The 20504-nt window shown below is 59.4% G+C and carries 20 protein-coding genes; 13 read left to right on the forward strand and 7 right to left on the reverse strand.

Annotated elements, in window-relative coordinates; genetic code table 11:
- Positions 1 to 98 precede the first annotated feature (98 nt).
- A complete protein-coding gene (locus FJ428_RS22780; protein WP_140825697.1) occupies positions 99 to 2801 on the reverse strand; it encodes a PAS domain S-box protein in 2703 nt (900 codons plus the stop codon).
- Positions 2802 to 3060: 259 nt separating this feature from the next.
- Positions 3061 to 3819 carry a Crp/Fnr family transcriptional regulator gene (locus tag FJ428_RS22785; protein WP_224519012.1) on the reverse strand — a complete coding sequence of 253 codons (759 nt, stop codon included), beginning with the start codon at positions 3817 to 3819 and terminating at the stop codon, positions 3061 to 3063.
- 385 nt (positions 3820 to 4204) lie between these two features.
- Between FJ428_RS22785 and FJ428_RS22790 the strand changes: the two genes are divergently transcribed.
- The 11 genes from FJ428_RS22790 to FJ428_RS22840 all read left to right on the forward strand — a co-directional run bounded on the left by FJ428_RS22790 (position 4205) and on the right by FJ428_RS22840 (position 12057).
- Positions 4205 to 4531, forward strand: a complete 327-nt coding sequence (locus FJ428_RS22790; protein ID WP_140880310.1) for a low affinity iron permease family protein — start codon at positions 4205 to 4207, stop codon at positions 4529 to 4531.
- A 392-nt stretch (positions 4532 to 4923) separates the two neighbouring features.
- On the forward strand, positions 4924 to 5184 hold the full coding sequence (locus tag FJ428_RS30780; RefSeq protein ID WP_224519011.1) for a hypothetical protein: 261 nt from the start codon (positions 4924 to 4926) through the stop codon (positions 5182 to 5184).
- Between the two features lie 593 nt (positions 5185 to 5777).
- Positions 5778 to 6353, forward strand: coding sequence for a hypothetical protein (locus FJ428_RS22800; protein WP_140819208.1), 576 nt, complete (start codon positions 5778 to 5780; stop codon positions 6351 to 6353).
- A 41-nt stretch (positions 6354 to 6394) separates the two neighbouring features.
- Entirely contained in the window at positions 6395 to 6790 is a 396-nt protein-coding gene (locus FJ428_RS22805; RefSeq protein WP_140501411.1) for a phage holin family protein, read from the forward strand.
- Positions 6787 to 7704, forward strand: coding sequence for a hypothetical protein (locus tag FJ428_RS22810; protein ID WP_140880280.1), 918 nt, complete (start codon positions 6787 to 6789; stop codon positions 7702 to 7704). The genes FJ428_RS22805 and FJ428_RS22810 overlap by 4 nt, the downstream gene beginning before the upstream one ends.
- A gap of 53 nt (positions 7705 to 7757) precedes the next feature.
- Positions 7758 to 8102, forward strand: a complete 345-nt coding sequence (locus tag FJ428_RS22815; protein ID WP_224519010.1) for a SemiSWEET transporter — start codon at positions 7758 to 7760, stop codon at positions 8100 to 8102.
- Between the two features lie 83 nt (positions 8103 to 8185).
- Positions 8186 to 9103, forward strand: coding sequence for an NAD(P)/FAD-dependent oxidoreductase (locus FJ428_RS22820; RefSeq protein ID WP_224519009.1), 918 nt, complete (start codon positions 8186 to 8188; stop codon positions 9101 to 9103).
- Between the two features lie 285 nt (positions 9104 to 9388).
- The gene (locus tag FJ428_RS22825) at positions 9389 to 9907 is read left to right on the forward strand and encodes a ferritin-like domain-containing protein (RefSeq protein ID WP_140501426.1); all 519 of its coding nucleotides are present in this window, start codon (positions 9389 to 9391) and stop codon (positions 9905 to 9907) included.
- 34 nt (positions 9908 to 9941) lie between these two features.
- The gene (locus tag FJ428_RS22830) at positions 9942 to 10295 is read left to right on the forward strand and encodes a hypothetical protein (RefSeq protein ID WP_140819202.1); all 354 of its coding nucleotides are present in this window, start codon (positions 9942 to 9944) and stop codon (positions 10293 to 10295) included.
- Positions 10292 to 11578, forward strand: coding sequence for an SDR family oxidoreductase (locus FJ428_RS22835; RefSeq protein WP_140880282.1), 1287 nt, complete (start codon positions 10292 to 10294; stop codon positions 11576 to 11578). Before FJ428_RS22830 ends, FJ428_RS22835 begins: the two co-directional genes overlap by 4 nt.
- Positions 11578 to 12057 (forward strand): DUF2269 family protein, encoded by a 480-nt coding sequence (locus FJ428_RS22840; protein WP_140819198.1) that lies wholly within the window; start codon positions 11578 to 11580, stop codon positions 12055 to 12057. The genes FJ428_RS22835 and FJ428_RS22840 overlap by 1 nt, the downstream gene beginning before the upstream one ends.
- Before the next feature lie 159 nt (positions 12058 to 12216).
- Here FJ428_RS22840 and FJ428_RS22845 read toward each other — a convergent pair whose 3' ends face one another.
- Together FJ428_RS22845 and FJ428_RS22850 are read right to left on the reverse strand one after the other, a co-directional pair.
- The gene (locus FJ428_RS22845; RefSeq protein ID WP_140880283.1) at positions 12217 to 13098 is read right to left on the reverse strand and encodes a manganese catalase family protein; all 882 of its coding nucleotides are present in this window, start codon (positions 13096 to 13098) and stop codon (positions 12217 to 12219) included.
- A gap of 183 nt (positions 13099 to 13281) precedes the next feature.
- Positions 13282 to 14136 carry an SIR2 family protein gene (locus FJ428_RS22850; RefSeq protein ID WP_140880284.1) on the reverse strand — a complete coding sequence of 285 codons (855 nt, stop codon included), beginning with the start codon at positions 14134 to 14136 and terminating at the stop codon, positions 13282 to 13284.
- Between the two features lie 398 nt (positions 14137 to 14534).
- Between FJ428_RS22850 and FJ428_RS22855 the strand changes: the two genes are divergently transcribed.
- Complete coding sequence (locus tag FJ428_RS22855) at positions 14535 to 15710, forward strand: beta-glucosidase (protein ID WP_224718670.1); 1176 nt, start codon at positions 14535 to 14537, stop codon at positions 15708 to 15710.
- Between the two features lie 73 nt (positions 15711 to 15783).
- Here the strand turns inward: FJ428_RS22855 and glf are convergent, their stop codons facing one another.
- Both glf and FJ428_RS22865 read right to left on the reverse strand, forming a co-directional pair.
- Positions 15784 to 16926: a UDP-galactopyranose mutase gene (glf, locus tag FJ428_RS22860; RefSeq protein ID WP_140880285.1), complete on the reverse strand. Its 1143-nt coding sequence runs from the start codon at positions 16924 to 16926 to the stop codon at positions 15784 to 15786.
- Between the two features lie 2 nt (positions 16927 to 16928).
- On the reverse strand, positions 16929 to 18101 hold the full coding sequence (locus FJ428_RS22865) for a glycosyltransferase (protein ID WP_140501397.1): 1173 nt from the start codon (positions 18099 to 18101) through the stop codon (positions 16929 to 16931).
- Between the two features lie 387 nt (positions 18102 to 18488).
- Between FJ428_RS22865 and FJ428_RS22870 the strand changes: the two genes are divergently transcribed.
- A complete protein-coding gene (locus tag FJ428_RS22870) occupies positions 18489 to 19412 on the forward strand; it encodes a hypothetical protein (protein WP_140880286.1) in 924 nt (307 codons plus the stop codon).
- A gap of 242 nt (positions 19413 to 19654) precedes the next feature.
- Here the strand turns inward: FJ428_RS22870 and nadE are convergent, their stop codons facing one another.
- Positions 19655 to 20494, reverse strand: a complete 840-nt coding sequence (gene nadE / locus FJ428_RS22875) for an ammonia-dependent NAD(+) synthetase (protein ID WP_140880287.1) — start codon at positions 20492 to 20494, stop codon at positions 19655 to 19657.
- Positions 20495 to 20504: the final 10 nt, after the last annotated feature.

The raw sequence follows: 20504 nt of genomic DNA on the forward strand, positions 1-20504 counted from the left end.
GTTCCCCGGAAATTCTCGCTTCTGCACCAAGCCCATCGTCTCTGGAGAAAACCAACTGAGGTCTGAATGGTAGGTACGAATGCCCAGTTCGGCCGGTCTCAACTATTGCCGTTCTTAAGTTCAACGCCGTTCTCCCCGGGAGCCTGAGAAAAAACCACGATGCAACGAGACGGATCTGGCTCAACTTCGAAAATGCCACCAATCTGTCGCGCCAAGCCTTCAACCAACCGCAAACCTGACGAGGAATGACGCACTGCCTTCAGATCGAAACCTGGCCCTGCATCCTCGACCGTCAACACCTGCTTTTGACCATTCCGCTTGATCCCAACCCGAATGGTGCTGCTTCCCTTGGCCGCTGATCCATGTTTGACGGCGTTGACCAAAAGCTCATTGACTATGAGCGCAAGCGGCATTGCGATGTCGTTGGGCAACTGGATGGGATCGGCGTCGCAAACCAGTTGGACATTGGCTGGAAACATCTGCTTTGTGGTTTCGCAAATGGCTTCGACAAAAAGTGGCGCGCTGAAATTGGATGCATCTGGCGTGTCGTAGAGAACACGTTGAGCCGCAGCCATGGTCGCCACTCGTTTGCTTGCCTCTTCGATTGTCTTGCGAGCCTCGGGATTTTGACTGGCCCTGGCCGCTACCGAAAGCAAGGACTTCAACATCATCATGTTGTTCTTAACGCGATGATTGAGTTCGTTAAGCAGGATCCGCTGTTGTGTCTCAGCTTGTTTCCGCTCGCTTACGTCGACCAGCATGTTGATACCGCCGACAATTTCTCCAGCCGCATTCCGCATTGGCGTCGGGTAAGGAATGAATGGAATCCTGGTGCCGTCCGGCCGCTCGGCAATCGCCTCAACTCCCCGTACCGGTCGCCCTTCACGAAGCGAAACAGCCATTGGACACTGGTCGTGCGGAAGCGGCCTTCCATCTGGCCAATAGAGCTTCCAGGTGACGCACCATTCATCACTGCCGATCACCGGCGTGCGGCCAGCGAGTTCGACCGCGGCCGCATTGAAATAGGTGATCTTGCCGTTCTCATCGGTCGTGTAGATTGCAGCAGGGATGGCGGCGAGAAGATCCTGAAGGTGACGTTCACTGTCGCGCACCTTTGCTTCCGCGACTTTCTGCTCAGTTATATCCCGGGCAATTTTGGAGGCGCCAACGATACGGCCCGCCGCGTCTCGGACAGGCGATATCGTCAGAGAAATGTCCACTAGCGACCCATCCTTGCGGCGCCGGACTGTTTCGAAATGATCGACAATTTCGCCCTTGCGTATTCGACCAAGGATGAGCGGCTCCTCTTGCAGCCGCTCCGGAGGGATGATGATCGTGATGGGCTCGCCCAGCACCTCCGAGGCCGCATAGCCGAACAGGCGCTCAGCCCCGCGATTCCATGTCAAAATGATCCCATTCAAATCCTTGCTGACGATCGCGTCATGGGAAGACTCCACGATTGCTGCCAGCCTCTGAGCAGCATTTTCGCCCTTTATGCGCTGAATGCCGAAACCGAGCTGACGAGCGATGGTCCGACCCAATTCAATCTGCTCTTCCGAATACTCCTGAGGCTGGTCGAAGTAGGCCATGAACTTACCAAGGAGCCGTCCACCTTGTGTGATCGGAATGAAGTAGACCGCACCGATTCCCTCGCTGCGGATCGCCTGTTTTAATTGTTCCGGCAAGTCCGCATGCTTTGCATCGCCGACACAGATAGGCTGCGGTTCTTGGCTCTCCGTCGACCAAGGCGAGTGTCCTTCCACCGCTAAGCGGTAAGTATCGGACAGGCCACGCCAAGCCACAAACTTCATGCGCCCATCTTTATCCAACAGCAATATCGAAGCACGCTGGCATTGGAGCGCACGTTGGATTGCATCGAGCGCCGGCTCATACACATCCTCTTGCGTGCGCGCATGCTGCAGCATTTCAGTGAATCGATGTATCGCACCCTGTTCCTCGGCACGTTTGGCAAGCGCCGCCTCAATCCGCTTGCGCTCGCTGATATCGTGCTGAACCCGTACAGCGTATCGAAACGACCCCTCGCAGTCATGAACGCTGGTCGACGTCACAACAGCCCAAAAAACTGATCCATTCTTGGAAACAAATCGCTTCTCAAGTGTGTAGCTGTCGATCTCACCGGCCACTTGCCGTCGATACTGCTCGCGATCTGCTTCAACATCGGCGGGAAAGGTGCGGTCAAAAATCGATCGTCCAATCAGCTCATCCTGCGTGCATCCCAAAAGGTCACACAGATGGGAATTCACCCGCAGCAGTTGGCCTTCGGCGTTCGCTTCCACGATACCTGCGGCAGCGTTCTCATAGGTGATGGCAAGGCGCCGCTCCTGTTCGCGTATAAGCTCCTGCGCCTTGACCGTCTCAGTCACATCGATGGTGATGCAGCGGGTGTTGAGGAAGCGGTCACCCACTAGGCGAACGTTGGACGTTATTTCTACCCAGCGGATCGAGCCATCTTTGGCCCGCAGCCGGGCCCGGTAGTTTTTAAGTTCCTCCCGCCGGGACAGGCGGTCCAATATGTCTCCAATAGCAACCTGATCTGCGTGAAATTCGCGAATATTGCGGCCCACATATTCCTCGGCCGTGAATCCCAACATTTCCAATTCTGCGCGATTGGCGCGCAGGATGGTGCCGTCTTTCCCGACGAAGTGAAGTGCGATGGCGGCATTCTCGAAGAAATCCTCAAACTCATCACTGAGGATCGGATCGGGAAGCTGACGCTCGCGACTCCTCTCTGAGAAAGAGGCCACCTCATCGAGTCGAGCAGGAAGGCCCCCTTGTTTCATTTGGTACCCCCGTCTCCTAAGAAGCAGTTGGAAATGCGTGAGAGCACCAAAGGTTCCACATTGACCCGTCAGTCGGCCAGGCGCATCAGATCCGTCAATCGATACTGCGGATCGCGTGCTTCATGGGCCGACTGGAAAGGTTCAAAGCAGAGGAGCTCAGAAGAAAATCGCCTGCCGTCCGGTCGCGAAGCACTATTCACCAGCACGATTATGCACGAGCCGATGTGATTGAGCCCACGAATGAGGCGAATAACCCCTTTTATCGCGGTTCTTTGCGAAGGTTGAGATAAGTCGCGTCGAACTCAGCGGCTCGCGCCAAGCGATCCCAGTTCGTGATGGTCACCACCTTACGCTGCCAGGTGATAAGGCCAGCACGCCGCAATGCCATGAGCGTCCGATTGAGATGGACAACAGACAGTCCGATCGTGTCGGCCAGCATGTTTTGCGTGAGAGGGAATTCGAATGACCATTCCCGGGTCAAGCCGACGACCTGCATGCGCAGGAACATCTCGCAAATGATGTGCGCCAGGTGGGCCTCTGCGGACCGGCGTCCCAGGCAGGCAATCCATACCCTCTGAATGGCGGCATCCACCGCCAGTATCGTTGTCAGCACCCGGTACAGATGCTGGTGGGTCTCAGTGATCCGACGCAGCGGATCATGGCCGATGAACGCCATGCGAGCGGGTGCCAGAGCAACGACGTTGTGGTCCATAACGTGCAACAGGAATGCATGCAGATCAACGAAGTCGCCTGGAATGTGGAGGGCCGTTATCTGGCGCCTGCCATCGGCGAAGGTGACAGTTCTTCCCGTGATCCCCGAGATGATAACGCAGCTCTCCTTGGGTTCAGCGTGCTCCGCGACGATTTCCTCACCGACTTCGTAGTCACGTACCCGCCAGGGACCGTCTTGAAGTACTGCCCGGTCTTGGTCCGTGAGAGCGTCCCGTCGCTCCAGCACTTTGAACAACACCGATAGGCCGACAACTGATCGGTTCGGCAGTATTGTCTCACCTAGCAAGAGTCGCCTCCTCAATGTCCAGCGCCGCTCAAAAGCTCAGATCACGTCGGATCGCCTTCCGTACCTCGCCACTATGCTTGGGAACTGATCACGTTCCGACAGCCGCAGATCATGGTACCGCTGTCTGAGGGGTCGAGGGCGGCAAGCCAACCATCCATTCTTCGCGGGACCGACAGTCGCCGAGCGCTCGTGGCGTGTTCTCCAGCACCCATTCCGGCAAGCTGCATCTTCCCTCATGATCTCCACCTCGTGAACGTAAAGCAGCACGAGGCCGAAGGTTCCGTAGAATGCAACGTTCGCTGCCACCACTGCTTCGCACCCCGACTGCATGCATTTGAGACCTTGGGAAAACGGGAACCGGCGTTGCAGTTGAAAGTTCTTGATGATGGCAAATCACCCGATCACGAGCGTGCTCACCTCAATCGGCACGTTGACCTCTCGGCCGGCAGCATTCCTGGTGCTGCTGGCTTACGCGGCCCTTTGGCTATTTCTCGACAGGGCGAGTTTGAACTGGCACGGCGCGGCGACCCTGTTCACCTGGGCCATGACACTGTTCATTCAACGCGCAGAACATCGCGACACGCAGGCGATCCATGCCAAGCTGGATGAGATGTTGCGAACGAATAGCTCGGCATCGAACATCACCAGAATCGATGATGAGGAACCAGAGGAAATCGAAAAGCATCGCACTCGCAAACAGCAGGGCGATTGAGATGTGCCATTCGGCCTCGTGGCGCCACGGGCGGGCGCGCACCCAGTGAGGTTTGGCGTAAACCGGCGAAGGCTGCTTAACAGCCTCAAATACGTGGCCGTTGCCGTCATCGCCAGCCTGATCACGTTGCTCAGCATAAACTTGGCACCAGAGCCACGCATTTTGCGAGCGCTTGTCCCGCACCGTTTCGACGCGTCGGATCCCGATTTTGCAAGGAGCATGAGCAGTTATTCGCAAGGACAGCTGTTCGATTCAAACGCGGTACAAACCCTTGTCAACGGAGATGAGATCTTTCCTTCAATGCTGCAGGCATCCATGCGGCTCGGTCTACAATTGATTTCGAAACCTATATCTATTGGTCGGGGGTCGTCGGTTATGAGTTCGCGACCGCGTTGGCAACCAAAGCCCGGGAGGGTGTCGAGGTCCGTGTGCTCGTTGACTGGGTCGGCAGCCTGCCGTTCGATGAAGACCTGATCGAGATCATGACAAGCGCCGGCGTGCGGTTCCAGCGCTATAGACCTATTCATTGGTATACGTTGGATCGTGTAAACAACCGGACCCATCGCAAGCTGCTCACCGTCGACCTCTATGGTCCTTCCTTTCGCGCGGAGGGAAAGCGCTTGCTTGGTCGCTGCTCGATTGCTCAACGCTAGCAAGGCCACCGCCGCAACCAGGCCGCCGACCCAGACGCGTGATGATCGTTTCAGTGAGAATTGAAACCGGAAAGACAAGCTGCCGTGCTCCTTGCGTAGGTTGAGGCGACTGGCGAATCGCCGCTGGGACGTCGCACCCCAAAGGCTCACCATTTTTCGCCACCCGAACCGAGACGCCACAGGGTTGTTCCGGCGCCTGATCGCCTGACCTTCGAACGAGACTACGGGCGTACCTCGGCCTAGGGCTCCTCGAGATTGAGCCCGCGGAAGGTCGAATGACAGCCGGGGGAGGCGTTAGTCTTGCCAGCCGTTTCCACAGACTGGATAGCCAAAAGAGCACCGGTGACGAGTAACCCTTGGGCTCCAAACATGGCGACGTGCTCGCGTTCAACTCGCACGATCAACCCACGCAGGGGGTCTGTAAATCTAAGGGAGCTAAAAAAGTTTTGGCTGATGGAACATCGCGCGGTTCAGCGTGTTTGCTTTCGACGAAAATGGAGAAGTCAGGCCGTGAACAGCGTCATTTATCTCATAGGTCTCGTTGTCGTCGTGCTGGCAATTCTCTCCTTCCTCGGTTTTCACTAGGAGCCGTTATGCAACGCGAAGGCGATCCAGGACGTCCAGCATCCGATTTCGATACGGCAAAGAGCGAGCTCTCCGACCGGCTCCAGGAAGAAACCCAAAATGCCACCCGGTTGATTCACGACGCCAGTGACGAAGTCGTCAGCAAATCTGGCGAGTACGCGTCGGAAGCGCAGGAGGCTTTGTCAGGGAAGGCGCAGGAAACGCAGCGCGACATGAGCGCGAGCTTAGCCGCTTTTGGGGGCGCGTTGCGGGCAGCAAGTGAGCATCTGGCCAACAGCGATCAAGCCACCGTTTCGAAGTTCGTGCTTACTGCCGCTGGCGGGCTGGAGCGCCTCTCGTCCTCTTTGCGGGACAAACCAGTCGAACAAGTCTTAGGCGAGGTCAGGTCCTTAGGGCGCGAAAACTCTGGAGTGCTTATCGCCGGGTCGGTTCTCGCCGGTTTGGCTCTGGGACGCTTCATCAAAAGCTCGCCACCCGCTGATTCGAGCGAAGCGGACGGTCGGCTGAAAAGCAGTGGCGCCCCAAAGACTGTAACGCGCCCGAAGACCACAGGCAGCTCTCCACGGGACGACCTCACGTCATAACGAATGCAGCCACTTTCTTGGCCGAGCACGGAGCATGACCGATGAACAACGATCAGGACGGCCGCAGTCTCGCGAGCCTTGTGAGCGACCTTACACAGCAAGTGACGACCCTGCTACAGACCGAAACAAGGCTTCTGCGGGCCGAAATATCCGAAAACGTCAGCAAAGCCGGGCACGGCGCGGTCGAAGTCGTAGGCGGTGCCGTGTGCTTGCTGGCATCGCTGGTGGTACTGCTCCAAGCGCTCGTGATCGCTTTGGCTAAGGCGGGTCTGGGGGCCGGGTGGGCCTCGCTGCTCGTCGGTGTCGTCGTGGCGATCCTGGGGGTGATTCTCCTTCGCACGGGAATGGCCGGCATTGCGCCTTCCGGATTGGCTCCTGACCGCACACAAGAACAACTCAACAGTGATGCGCGTGTGATCAAAGGACAAATGAGATGAGCGAGAAATCGGCAGCCGAACTCGAACGCGAAGCCGAGATTGCCCGCGCAGCGGTCGTCGATACCGCCGAATCCATCCGCAGCAAAATGACACCCGGTCAGTTGATCGACGAATTCACCGGGTTGTTTGCTGGCGGCGCAGGGACCGCCGCCCTCAGCAGATTCCAGACCCAAGTCAGCGACAACCCTTTGGCCCTGATGCTGGTTGGGACCGGCCTGGCTTGGCTGATGCTTGGCAGCGGTGCTTCGGCGGGTGGCTCTCCTGCAACCCAGGCTGTCAACAATCAGGCCGACACGGATGGGGGGACGTTCGGGGTCAGCGATGTGACGGGGGCTGCGGAAGGGCCGAGTTCCGGACAAGAGATCCCCAATGGTGGACCATCGGCGGTCGCAGAGATGCTCTCGGATGCCGGCGGTACCGCTGGCTCGATTGCGAGCAATGCAAGCGAAGCGGCCGCAACTGCGGCTGGCGAGACCAAGGATAAGGTTGTAAACACCGTGGGGCAGCTTGGCTCCAGTGCGAGTGATATGGCTGTGCAGGCGAGTCGAACCGCGCAGGAACTATTTGAGCGCGAACCACTGGCACTTGCCGTCCTCGGCCTGGCGGCGGGTACGGCTATAGGCGTGCTTCTGCCTCGCACAACCATGGAAGACGAGCAACTCGGCGGCTACCGCGACAAATTACTTGGCAGCGCCAACAGTGCTTTAGAGGACAGCGTGGAGCAAGCGAAAGAGATCGCTGCCGAAGCTTACGAGACAGTCAAGAGCGAGGCGGACCGGCAGGGCTCGAGCGGCACCGCCGACACGTTAGCCGGTAAGGTCGGTGAGGTCGTCAAGGCCACCGCAAAAAGTACCGAAAAGGCGGTTCGAGATCGACTTCCCGAATCGGATCAGTCCTCCACGGCCAAGCCCTAAGCCATCTGCAGGGTGCCAGGGCAGCGGTCAAGTTGAACTTAGAGACACCCGTCGTGAACAAAACCGCGCGCCGACGGTTTGATTGCATGGAAACTGAGACACTGGTCGGCTATCTCGCGGCACTATGTTCAATGGTGAGCTTTACGCCGCAAGCCTGGAAGATCATAAAGACGCGCGACACGGGCAGTATCTCCGCGCCTATGTATGCGATTACGGCAGCAGGCTTCGCCCTCTGGCTCATCTTCGGGTCCATGAAAGGCGAGTGGCCGCTCATCATCACAAACGCCGCCTGTCTCGTTCTCTCGGCATTCATTCTTCTGATGACGGTCCTTCCTCGCGCGAAGAAGGACGCGGTCGCGGACGTGCTGGATCCCGCTGCCTCGAGGACTGAGCGATGATCTTCGTTTGGGTGCGTTCTGAGGTTTACGAGGCGCTCAGCGGTGGCAGCCAGGAATGACGCGCTCATGTCGGGAGTTCTCTTGTGGTTTCAGACGATGAAATCCGTCCTGGCGAATCATACGACTGCCTGGTCGTCGGCGGCGGACCAGCCGGCCTGACCGCCGCGACCTACCTGGGGCGTTTTCGGCGCCGGATCGTCCTTGTGGACGCCGGCCAAAGCCGCGCAAAGTGGATACCGGTAACCCACAACTGTCCCGGGTTTCCTGACGGTATTGCCGGTGTTGAGCTGCTTGATCGTCTGCGGCAGCAGGCACTGCTGAGCGGAGTCGATCTCGTGGACGATACGATCCACGACATTAAGCGGGGTGGGACCGATTTCATCGCCACGGCATCGGTTCCCATTCGGGCTCGCGCGGTGCTCATGGCCACCGGTATTGTCGATACGCTTCCAGACACGCCCGACGCCGCCGATATGATCAAGGCCGGCACGTTGCGGCTGTGTCCGATCTGTGACGCCTACGAGGTCATCGACGGACGGGTTGCGGTGATGGGCCCGGCAGATCACGCAATGAAGAAGGCGTTGTTTATGCGAAGCTACACAAGTGACGTCACCATGTTGGTCGAGACGACAACTCGATTCGACCCCGCCGCCGACGCCTTGCTCAAAAAGGCTGGAATCAAGGTGCACGCGTGCCTCCCGGGCTCGATCCGCTCTGCCGGCCATCAGGCGACCGTCAGGCTCGTTGCCGGAAACACGCTGTCTTTCGATACCATCTATCCCGCATTGGGCTGCACGATGCGATCGAAGCTGGCCACCAACCTCGGCGCGGAATGTGACGAAATCGGCAATCTTGTCGTGGATTCGCGCCAGCGAACCGCAATTGCGGGCCTCTACGCCGCAGGCGATGTGGTTGACGAAATCAACCAGGTCGCGGTCGCCTTCGGACACGCGGCGATCGCCGCAACCGATATGCACAGCTATCTTGCGCAAAACGAGTGAACAGGTCCGCCCTCGTTCAGTCGTACAGGATGGCGCGTGGCGCAGCCCTCGCGGGGATATTCGTCGTTTCCCCGGCATCCTGGTGCCCCATTGGCGCCGTAAGAGCCTCAATGCGGCATTGACGAGACAACACCAATTGTGTGCGCATTCAGGCACTGCCGTCGATGCCGCTTATTCGCAACCGACGGGGTGCCGGCGTCTGCTGGGGAAAAACGGCGGAACAAACAAGGGGCCGCCTCGTTTGAACGGGGTGCCGCCCGGCGCGCTTTCAAGCAGGAGATGAGGATGGCAACCAAGAAAGCTTCGCAGACAAAGGGACTTGAGGATCTCTTCCACGACGGCTTGAAGGATATCTACTACGCCGAGCGCAAAATCCTTTCCGCCTTGAAGAAGATGGCGAAGGGAGCTGAATCCGAAAAGGTGATTGCTGCCTTTGAGAAGCATCGAGGTGAGACGGAAGGCCAGATCGAGCGCCTGCAGCAGGTGTTCGAGATCTTCGGCAAGCGGGCACAGGGAAAGACCTGCCCGGCAATCGACGGCATCATAGAAGAAGGGCAGGAGATCCTGGAGGACTTTCAACAGGCTCCAGCCCTGGATGCCGGGCTCGTGGCCGCCGCGCAAGCCGTCGAGCATTATGAGATCGCCCGATATGGAACGCTGATCACCTGGGCCGGTTTGCTTGGGCTGAAAAACGCCGTTCCGCTGCTCGAACAGTCGCTCAAGGAGGAGAAGGCGACCGATGAAGCACTGACGCAACTCGGGGAGGCCGGTGTGAACGAGAGAGCGATGCAAAAGGCGGCCTAGATATCCGCACTGGATCACGCCGAGGAGGTCCGTCATGGATGTCCGGCAATTGATGGCGCTTGACCAAGCAGCGGCCGCGCCTATGTCCGCGGAACCGGCGTCGAGCAAAAGACAGCTCCTGTCCGAACGTCGCACCAAAGCTGTTGAGATCGATGAGATCGACCCAGGCGACGGCCGGGTGATCAACCATGATGGCGAGCAACTCGCTATCAGCGAGGCGGCAGACGGTTCGATTGCCGGCTGCATCGACGGTTGGAACCCGGTCGACCGGACATGGTACTGGTCCTGCCGCGGATCCGGCTTCGACAAACAAGGCGTGGTTCTTTCCGGGCCGGCAAACAGGGCACCCCAGACTCGAGCGCCGGTGCAGGCCGGGCTCCAGGGATGAAGATCCTCGTCACCGGCGCTACGGGTTTGATAGGCGCCTCACTATGCGCGCGCCTGGAAGCGGAGGGACACGAAGTACGGCGCGTGCTCCGCCGCGCCCGACCTGCGGGCTTTCCGAAGAATTCGGACGTCATCGTGGATATGACGAAGGCGGTCCGACCGGAGGACTGGTCTTCCCCTCTTTCAGGCGTCGATGCCGTCGTGAACTGCGCCGGCGTTCTGCAGGACAACGCGCGGGAAAAGGTTCAGGAGGTCCATGCCTTCGCCGCTTCCGCTCTCTTCAGGGCCTGCGAACGGGCCGGCATCAAGACGGTCATCCACTTCTCGGCGATCGGTGTCGACCGCGATCAGCCGTCCGCCTTCTCCGCCAGCAAGCTGGCCGGCGACAAGGCATTGATGGCGCTCGATATCGGCTGGGTGATCCTGCGTCCCTCGGTGGTGCTGGGGCGCGGCGTCTTTGGCGCAAGCGCATTGTTGCGTGGGCTGGCCGCACTACCATTGTTGCCCGCCATGCCTGATACCGGTCGCCTGCAAGTCGTTCAGCTCGATGACATTGTCTCCACTGTTCTTTTCTTCCTCCAGCCCGCGAGTCCTACTCGCTTGACGCTGGAACTTGCGGGGCCGGAGGCACTCACCATGACAGAGCTCATCAGTCGTTACCGCCAGTGGTTCGGATGGAAAAAGGCGACCGTATTCACCGTGCCTGGCTGGGCGGCGAGAGGCCTCTATCGTCTGGGCGATCTGGCTGGATGGCTCGGCTGGCGACCGCCGATCCGCAGCAATGCGCAAAAAGAAATCACTCGAGGCGCTGTCGGTGATCCGCAGCCTTGGATCGCGACGACAGGCATTCACCCGGCAAGCCTCGCATCAGCACTTGCGGCCGACCCGGCAACGGTCCAGGAGCGATGGTTTGCCGGGCTCTATTTCATCAAGCCGGCGATCTTCGTTGTGCTGCCATTCTTCTGGATCATGACCGGCATCATCTCGCTCACGACAGGCTGGCGTAATGGCGTCGAACTGCTGATCGGCACTGCGGTGGCGCCCCACGCCGAGGCCGCGGTCGTGGCCGGTGCAATCGCCGACGCGGCTGTCGGCGCGCTAATTGCCTTCCGGCCGACAAGCCGCCCGGGTCTTTGGGGTGCGATCGCGATCTCGCTGTCCTACGCCATCGCCGGCACCATCCTGCGCCCGGATCTCTGGAACGAGCCACTCGGCCCGCTGATGAAGATCCTGCCGATCCTCGTCTTGCACTTCGTTGCCCTGGCGATCCTGGATGAGCGCTGATGCTTTATTTCGTAATCAAATATCTGCACGTCATCGGCGCAGCCGTGCTGCTTGGGACAGGGGCGGGGATCGCCTTCTTCATGCTCCTTGCCCACCGGACCGGCAATGCCGCAACGATCGCGGCAGTTGCCCGCATCGTGGTTGTCGCTGATTTCCTCTTTACCGCGACTGCCGTCGTCGCGCAGCCGATCACCGGGGTAGCCCTTGCCTGGCAGGCTGGCTATTCACTGAGGGAAGGATGGATCGTGCTGTCGATTGTGCTTTATATCGTGACCGGCCTGTTCTGGCTGCCGGTTGTTTGGATGCAGATGGAGATGCGCAATCTGGTGGCGCGCGCCGCCACATCTGGCGACCCGCCGCCGGAGCGATACAACAAGCTGTTTCGGTTGTGGTTTGTCTTCGGCTTCCCAGCCTTCGCCGCCGTGCTCGCCATCTTCTGGCTCATGATCACGCGTCCCCTCATCGATTTGTTCGATTGACGGTGACGATGGTTCGCTGGCCAAGTGATGGGCAGCAGGTGAGTTCCGCCAATACGGCTACTTCACCCTGAGCAGAGGCGCGACGCCATAGAGTGCTTTCCCCCGGGATTGGCGGCACGGGAGAAAGCGTTGGCGTCAGCCCCGAGCTGGAAGGTGTCACTAGGCGCGAGCGCGGTTGCCGTCCGACCCCCTGGCGCGACTGGAGCCTTTGGCAGAACCGATCTGTTCGCTCTGTGCTCCGCTGTCCGCGCGGGGGGAGCCAAGCATGGGTTCCTCACCCATCGGCTGGCCCGGGACGGTCGTGAACTCTCCGTTGCCGTCAATGGATTTGCCGCTCGACCAACGGCCCTCGGGCGGCGGCACGCCGTCGACGAAACAGTTGACGAATGCATAGCTGACGTCGCGAAGTTCCTGTTCCTGGGGGAAGGAGTTTGGAACCGGCAGCGAGGTCGCGAGCCCACCCATATCCTCGATGGCTGCTAGCCATTGCTGCTGGTGCATCGTGTCGCGGGCGATCAGGAACGATAGCATCTCCTTCATGCCGGGATCGTCGGTCATATTGTAGAGGCGTGTGGCAAGCACTCTGCCACTGCTTTCCGCCGTGACATTAGCGATCATGTCGGCGGCGAGATTGCCGCTGGCGTAGACGTGTGAAGCATTGAAGGGCACGCCGTTTGAATTTTCCGGCAATGCCGCGAGTCCGGTGGAAAGGATGTGGCGGAAGTTCATGCCGTTCAACACGGAGCCGCCGATCGTATCGGCTGAAATGTCTTCTTGCAAAGACAGCGGCGCCCCTTCCAGATTCAACGCCACGGCCGTCGCGAGCATCTCGATGTGGGCGAGTTCCTCAGTGGCGGTGTTCAGCAGCAGGTCCCGGTACTTGCTTGGGCCGCGCGCCCCCCAGGCCTGGAAGAAGTACTGCAGCGCTACTCGTATCTCGCCTTCGACGCCCCCGATCGCCTGCTGCAAGGCGCGAGCGAAGATCGGGCTGGGCGTTTCCACGCGCACAGGGAATTGCAATTTCTTGTCGGTGTAAAACATCTCATATTATCTCCATTGATCTCGCCCAACCGACCGCAGAACCAGATGTTCCTTCTGTTCGACAGTATTTATCCTGACCATGTCGAGTTGCACGCGAGTGCGCGAAACGTGTGCAATCCGCTTCGGCAGGGCGCGGTTGTTTGGCGCAAGACCACCATGAAGCGACCCGCGGGGTGATCGCCTTCACCCCGCCCTCAAGGCCGCCCTGGTGCCCGGTTCGTCCCCCCTCATGGCGTCAAGCAGCTTGGACAGGAACGCCGCTAGCGCTTGTTCAGGCTGAGCCGCCTCTTCACTCAACATTTCGATGCCCCATCGACCCAGCACCGCCTCCTGGACGACGCTCGGGCTTGGCATGAATACGAACGATCTGGGGCGGTCGGTCTCATAGCCGGACAGCCTCCAGGTCTGCCACAGGCGGTGCAAAAGCAGGCGGATGTTCATATCCGACATGCTGTAGCCGATGAAAAGGATCGTCCGCCCCAATGCATCCGCGCGGAATTTCACATCCAGGGGTGAATCGAAGGACAGCCGGTCGAAATAGTCGGTCTCGGCCAGAATGAGGGAGGAGTCGTCGTCGAAGTCGCCGTGGTATTTGACGATCTGGGTGACCCCGTTGCTGGCCTTGGCGATGTCTTTTGCGTTTGCCACCTTCACGTAGTCGCGGCTATGGACTTCGAAGGCGACCTCGAGGTTGCGATCGTAGTTGGTCGTGTAGATGATCGGGAAGTCCAGTGCCACGATCAGGCGGTGGATCTCCGAACGTCTCACTTTCTCATGCGAGACACTCCAGTTCCGATCCATCCAGCTTCGCAGCGGTCCGATGGTGCCCCGCTTCAACCGGTAGAACTCCGCCAGGGTCTGGTAGCTGACGTCCGACGGCGCGATGATGCCATCATCGATGCCCAGGTCCTCGACCAGATGATCGATGAGCTTACGCCAGGAGGGCAGGCCGACACTCATTGACACGCCAGCCCCAACGAACAGGATCGCGCGCCGCTCCCTGACGGAACGCGCGAGCTCCTCGATGGGGGAAAGCATGGACAAACCTCCGACCGATAATCATCCCAACTACCGGGACGGTCGCCGGTTCCATTCTCGTGCAGGCGGTGACCCGCCGTGGGGGTTTGCGACGCGCCGGGGAACAATCATCCGCATGGGGTTCGTAACGGGCGCAGCCGGAACAAAGCATTGTGCTCGCGGTTTAGCTCCGGCGCCGATCGCCAGCGGAGAAATGCATCAATGACAATCAAGGAGCCGGCACACTCGGGTAGGCTAGCCTGGCCGCACACAGCCAAGCGCGGCATGGACGAGCAGGACAGAAGCCAAGCAGAGGCTCGCGCCAGTCGGCATCCTGAAGCCGATCCTGTCGACGAATCGCGTAGCACCGTGAACTGTAACGAGCTACGGGCAAATCGCCAGACCCGCGAGAGAGCATGATGGCCAGGCCGGCCCCCACCGAACGATCCGGCCCGGTCCAGGATGTGGTAGACGGTGGTCAACACCGAGCGGTCGGCCGAACCTTCGAAAGCTTCTTCATGGCCGGCTTTGAATGTTCCTCCCACAGGCGGAACGACGGTGTCCGGCTCGATCTTGTTCGCGCTACCTCGCACAACATCCATGCCTTGGCGGACTACCGGAGCTGTGCCGAGCTCGGGCTTCGAACGATCCGAGACGGGTTGCGCTGGCACCTGATCGAAACGGCGCCGGGCATCTATGACTGGTCGAGTTGGGCGGCCATGATCGAAGCGGCTCGTGCCGTTGGCGTGCAGGTGATCTGGGATGTTTTTCATTACGGGTCGCCCGATCACATCGATCAGGGATCGCAGGAATTCATCGACGCCTACGCCGCTTTTGCCGCGGAGGCCGTGCGGTTCCATCGCTCCTTCACGGGCACCTCTCCGCTGCTTTGTCCAATCAACGAAATCTCGTTCTTTGCCTGGGCCGTCGAAGTCGGCTACTTCCCGCGTGTCGGCCCAAAGAAGCGCGGATGGTTCAAACGGCATCTCGTCAAGGCAGCGGTCGCGGGCATCCGTGCAATGCGACAGGCCGACCCCGACTGTCGATTCGTCTGGGCTGAGCCGCTGATCCATATCGCGCCTCGCGACGGCAGCCGAGCGGAACGGCAACGCGCGCAGAACGCCCGGCGAGGTCAGTTCGAGGCGTATGAGATGCTGATGGGACAGGTCGAGCCTGAACTGGGCGGCAGCCAGGATCTTGTCGACGTGATTGGCCTGAACTTTTATCCTCACAACCAATGGTATCTAAACGGTCCGACCATTCCCATGGGCCACCATGAATATCGGGCGCTGTCCGAGATGTTGCTCGAGGTCGCTCACAGGTTCCGCAAGCCGATGTTCATTGCTGAAACCGGGTCCGAAGGATCCGCCGGGCCAGCATGGCTGCATTATGTCTGCGATGAGGTCCGCGGCGCGATGAAGCTGGGCGTCCCCATCCAAGGCATTTGCATTTACCCCGTGACAGCCTATCCGGGTTGGGACAATTCCCGCCACGCCGAAGTCGGCTTGTTTTCTACCGTGCACGCGGATGGTTCGCGCAGCATCCGGCAGCCAGTTGCGGACGAGCTGGCGCGCCAGCGCCTTCTGTTCGCGTAAGCCCGGCCATCACGCGTGCAGCATGGGCCTGTCGGGTAGAACGGCATCGCGTTCGGCTTCGTCCGGCAAATGGTTACGGCGCGAGCACAGCAAATGTCGGCGCCTCCAAAGAAGCCGAGGCCGGCAGGGTCTTTTGTATCCTCGCGAATGTGGCCAAGGCCTGACCCACCACTTGATCCATGTTGTAATAACGGTAGGTCGCTAGCCGTCCAACGAACCAGACGTTTGGGCAGGCGTCCGCCATTGCCTCGTAGCGTTTGTACAGCTCCTCGTTCTCGGCTCTCGGAACAGGGTAATAGGGATCGCCTATATCGGTCGGGTATTCGTAGGTGAGGCTGGTTTTCGGATGCCGTTGGCCTGTCAGATGCTTATACTCCGTGACGCGGGTGTAGTTTTCCGTCTGCGGATAGTTCACCACCGCCACTGGCTGGAATTGTTCGCAATCCACTGTCACATGGTCGAACCGCAAGGAACGGTAAGGCAGACGGCCGAGCCTCCAATCAAAATATTCATCAATCGGCCCAGTATAGATCAGCTGCCGAAAGCCGATCTTGTCGCGTATCTCGCCATAGTCGGTCTGCAGCATCACCTTGATTTCAGGCCTGTCCAGCATCCGCTCGAACATCCGCGTATAGCCGCCGGCGGGCATGTTCTGGAACGTATCGCCAAAATAGCGGTCGTCGCGGGTGGTGCGGGTCGGCACCCGTGCCGTTACGGATTTACTCAGTTGGGACGGATCCACGCCCCATTGTTTGCGAGTATAGCCGCGAAAGAATTTTTCGTAGAGTTCCCTGCCCACGGTGCTGACCACCACGTCTTCGGCGGTTCGGACCTCCTCCACCGTTTCGCGTCGCGAAGCGAAGAAGTCTTCCAGTTGTTCGGAGGTGAGATCAAGTCCGTAGAGACGATTGATCGTGTCGAGATTGATCGGGATGGGCAGCAGTTTGCCGTCTACCAAAGAGAGGACGCGATGTTCGTAGGGCCGCCACGCCGTGAACTGCGACAGATAGTCGACGATGGATTGCGCGTTGGTGTGGAAGATGTGGGGACCATAGCGATGGATCAGGAGTCCCGCTTCGTCGTAGCAGTCATAGGCGTTGCCGCCGACATGATTTCTGCGGTCTATGAGCAGGACACTTTCGCGGCGTTGCGATGCAATGCGCTCGGCAAGCACGCTGCCGGCAAAGCCGGCTCCGACGATCAGCCAGTCGAACATCGTCAGGCTCTCCTGCGCAGCGGAACGACAGTTTTCATCGCCTGGACACCGTGGATGTGTGAGGTCATGGCATCCCAAGTGCGTTCCCACGACTTGTCGGCGAGATAGGCATCAACTGCCCTCACCTGCAGGTCTCTGGGGCGGGCAAGCATGCAGCGAAGCTTGGTCGCAATGTCGTCGGCGTCGACGATCTCGACGAGACCAGCCGCACCGTAGGTGCGAACGACATCAACGATCGCGGTGGAGATCACGGGCAGTCCGGCCGCAAGAAACTCGGGTGTCTTGGTTGGGCTGATGTATCGCGTTGCCTCGTTGAGCGCGAACGGCATCCAACCGACTGCCCAATGACGAAGATAGCTCGGCAGATCGGCATAGTTCTTGGGCCCGAGCCAATGCAAATTGTCTGCCCGTGGCAGGGTCGCCGGATCGATCTTGACCACCGGCCCAAGCATGACGAACTGGATGTCGGGCATCGCGGCAGCCGTCTGGCCAACAAGGGCGATGTCGAGCCGTTCGTCGATCACGCCGAAATAGCCAACCCTTGGATGGGGAATGGCTGCCTGGTCGGATGGTTCCTCGCCCCCCTCTCTCGCCATGTTGAAATGAGCAGCGTCGATGCTGCTTGGAAACGCAAAGATCGAACGATGCTGACTGCGCTTTGCCTCATAGAGGCTTTGCCCGCCCGTGAAGACCAGATCGGCACGGCGGAACAGCGCCCTTTCCAGCTGTGCCAGTTCCGCGGGCGCGTCGCGGAAGGCGGACAACTCATCCATGCAATCGTAGACACACACATTGCAGCGCAGATGACTGCTGAAGCGCAGCGCCATTGGCGTGTAATACCACGCAATCAGCCGGTCATGAGGAACGGGTGCGACGAGTTCATTGACGAAGCTTCGCTGGATGGCGTCCACCTTTGTCGCGGATGTTCCAAGCGGGACGACCGGCGTGACAACCCTGATTGCCGGAGCTACGTCGTTCACGCGCATGAAGGGACCGCGGACATCTTCGAAGGCTGGTTCTTCGAAGTAAATTACCTGTTGCTGCCGGGCGGCGAGGGTCAGGAGGTGCTGTGGCCTTTGAAATACAAAATTCCATCGGAGATGTGAAAAGCAGATAACTACTGCATTGTACGCTATAGACGTGCTTTTTTTTGTTTTTGCCGGCGCGATTTCCATATATTTTCCCTTTTAATACGAGTCAAGTCTCGAAGAATTAACCTAGGTTAATTTTCGACACTCCTGCCTGATGCTTTCAGTTCCATCTAACTTTCGATTTAGTAAGTTGTTCCCGCGGTATTAATTGATTTGCGTGGGCGATCATCGGCCTCAACGATCAGAGGTAGGGCCGCTCGACTGCTTCGCGGGCGGTCCGAATGCGGCACGAGATCCGCTGGAATTGGGACCACGGCGCCCTAACGTGGCGCTTTGTCACTCCTCGAGCTGTTGAAGGCCTGTGGGAAAATCGACACGTGTTAGCCGACGCTGCTAGAATAAGAGCGCCTCGAATCAGTTTGTTTGGACCTGGGTGTCGGAAGCTGAGAGAGGCTGTCGAGGTTTATGGACATGCAGATCAATTTTGAAACGCACGTCTTTCCGTTGTTTCACCCGCAGCAGGTGGACGACCTGAAAGACCCTTGTCCCGTATTCGACGGAACGCTCTGGCACATGTTCGGATCGAGCGGCACCGTCACGAGGGAGGAATGGAAGATACTGCACGCCACAGCGCCGGATCCGCGTGGCCCCTGGACCGAGCATGAACCGATCGCCTTGCCGATCACCGGCTCGGGTGTGGCGGCGCCCGGTGTCATCCACGAAGGCGGGGTTTTCCACATGTTCATCCAGACCGAATTCATGAAGTCGGGTGGGCGGTGCGAGCATGCGGTGTCTAATGATGGTTTCCACTGGGTTGTTTTGACGTCGGCGATATTATCCCTGCCGGACACCGATGAAGATGGCATCTACGATCCCCATCCGGCGGTCATCGGCGGCAAGCGCTACATCGTCTACTCGGGAATGCCGAAATTCAGCAGGGTCCCGCAACCCGACGTCTATCTCGCACGCAGCCAGTCCGACTCCTGGTTCGGACCATGGAAGCGCGCTGGCAAGATCCTGGACCACCTGGACGTTCCGCATCACAACGCACGCGAGCATCCCGACTATGAATGGGGCATCGAAGGCGCTCAACTGGTCGAGTTGCCGGATGGACGCGTGCTGCTCAATGCAACCTGCTTCCTGCCCGAGGGGCCGCGCGGCAGCCGCCAGCGTGTATTCTTCGCAATTGCCGATCGCGTCGAAGGACCTTACGTGTCCGTCGGCCCAGTGCTGGATCCGGGCGAGCCGGGAGAGAACGGGCACTCGACTGTGATGATAGAGGGCCGGCAACTGACGCTGTTCTATCAGAGCCGGCGCGAGGCAACGAATCACAGGTGGCGCTATGGGCTGGCCACGTGCGACCTGGATCAGCAGATTTTTTCAAACGTCGCTTAACCGAGCGCGCCCGGAAAGGCGCCATCACCGCGACGGACAACCGTCCCTACGCAGTGCTCGTTTCGATCGAGAGTCGCCCTCGGGGCCGACCGCCGATGCATTGCGCGCGATAGGACGGCTCAACTTATTCGCTGAATCCAAGTGAGCCCGAGGGCGGGATTCGGCACCTGACGCTGTCGGATCGGACGTGGAAGATCTGGCGGCGGTCGCAGCAATAGTGAGCATCCATCCCGAGAGTCCGGCTATTGTCGTGATGGACCGGACGAGGCGACGGGCGCCACTGGAAGCGCGCGCTTGTGTGCGGTGCCGGCGTGCGCTTGAAATATGCGCGTGCGCGCGGCTTCGTCGATCTCCCGACCTTCAAGGAAGTCATCGATTTGATCGTAAGTTACGCCATAGGCATCTTCGTCCGGGCGAAGCGGAATTAGGTTCTCCAGGTCGGCAGTCGGAACCTTGGCAACTAATTGAGGCGGAGCGCCCAGATGCGCCGCCAAGGCGCGAACCCTACGCTTGTTCAACCCGGAAAGAGGAAGGATGTCGGCAGCGCCGTCGCCGAACTTGGTGAAGAAACCCATCAGTGCTTCGGCCGCATGATCGGTACCGATGACCAGCCCTCGGGTGGCGCCGGCAAGCGCAAACTGGGCAATCATCCGCTCACGAGCCTTGATGTTGCCAAGCAAAAAGTCCTCTCGGCCGGCATCGCCGAGGTCGGTGCCCGCAAGCTTGATCGAATCCAGCATCGCGTCGGCGGCGGGCTTGATGTCGACCCGGCGCACTTCGTCTGCTTGTATTGTATCCAGTGCCCGCTGCGCGTCGCTCTCGTCGGCCTGTAAGCCGTATGGAAGCCGAACGGCCAGGAATCTGGCCTCATATCCTGCCGTTCGCAGTTCCTCCACCGCCCGTTGCGCAAGAAGAGCGGCGGCAAGCGAATCCACGCCACCGCTTACGCCCAGAACGTAGGTGTTGAGATTCGAGGCACGCAGATAGGTGCCGAGAAAGTCGATGCGTCGGCGCGCTTCAAGCGCGACGTCAAAACTGGACGAGACTCCCAATGCTTCGATAATCAGTTGTTGGTCGGTCATGCGCAGTTGC

It is taken from the genome of Mesorhizobium sp. B2-8-1 (assembly GCF_006440955.1).
Taxonomy (GTDB): domain Bacteria; phylum Pseudomonadota; class Alphaproteobacteria; order Rhizobiales; family Rhizobiaceae; genus Mesorhizobium.

Bases quoted from the DNA above. Each gene is read 5' to 3' on its own strand.
- FJ428_RS22855 (WP_224718670.1), top strand. From the start codon at position 14,535: ATGGCCAGGCCGGCCCCCACCGAACGATCCGGCCCGGTCCAGGATGTG.
- FJ428_RS22780 (WP_140825697.1), bottom strand. From the start codon at position 2,801: ATGAAACAAGGGGGCCTTCCTGCTCGACTCGATGAGGTGGCCTCTTTC.
- nadE (WP_140880287.1), bottom strand. From the start codon at position 20,494: ATGACCGACCAACAACTGATTATCGAAGCATTGGGAGTCTCGTCCAGT.
- FJ428_RS22845 (WP_140880283.1), bottom strand. From the start codon at position 13,098: ATGTTTTACACCGACAAGAAATTGCAATTCCCTGTGCGCGTGGAAACG.
- FJ428_RS22800 (WP_140819208.1), top strand. From the start codon at position 5,778: ATGCAACGCGAAGGCGATCCAGGACGTCCAGCATCCGATTTCGATACG.
- FJ428_RS22810 (WP_140880280.1), top strand. From the start codon at position 6,787: ATGAGCGAGAAATCGGCAGCCGAACTCGAACGCGAAGCCGAGATTGCC.
- FJ428_RS22865 (WP_140501397.1), bottom strand. From the start codon at position 18,101: ATGGAAATCGCGCCGGCAAAAACAAAAAAAAGCACGTCTATAGCGTAC.
- FJ428_RS22805 (WP_140501411.1), top strand. From the start codon at position 6,395: ATGAACAACGATCAGGACGGCCGCAGTCTCGCGAGCCTTGTGAGCGAC.
- FJ428_RS22840 (WP_140819198.1), top strand. From the start codon at position 11,578: ATGCTTTATTTCGTAATCAAATATCTGCACGTCATCGGCGCAGCCGTG.
- FJ428_RS22825 (WP_140501426.1), top strand. From the start codon at position 9,389: ATGGCAACCAAGAAAGCTTCGCAGACAAAGGGACTTGAGGATCTCTTC.
- FJ428_RS22790 (WP_140880310.1), top strand. From the start codon at position 4,205: ATGGCAAATCACCCGATCACGAGCGTGCTCACCTCAATCGGCACGTTG.
- FJ428_RS22870 (WP_140880286.1), top strand. From the start codon at position 18,489: ATGCAGATCAATTTTGAAACGCACGTCTTTCCGTTGTTTCACCCGCAG.
- FJ428_RS22830 (WP_140819202.1), top strand. From the start codon at position 9,942: ATGGATGTCCGGCAATTGATGGCGCTTGACCAAGCAGCGGCCGCGCCT.
- FJ428_RS22850 (WP_140880284.1), bottom strand. From the start codon at position 14,136: ATGCTTTCCCCCATCGAGGAGCTCGCGCGTTCCGTCAGGGAGCGGCGC.
- FJ428_RS22835 (WP_140880282.1), top strand. From the start codon at position 10,292: ATGAAGATCCTCGTCACCGGCGCTACGGGTTTGATAGGCGCCTCACTA.
- glf (WP_140880285.1), bottom strand. From the start codon at position 16,926: ATGTTCGACTGGCTGATCGTCGGAGCCGGCTTTGCCGGCAGCGTGCTT.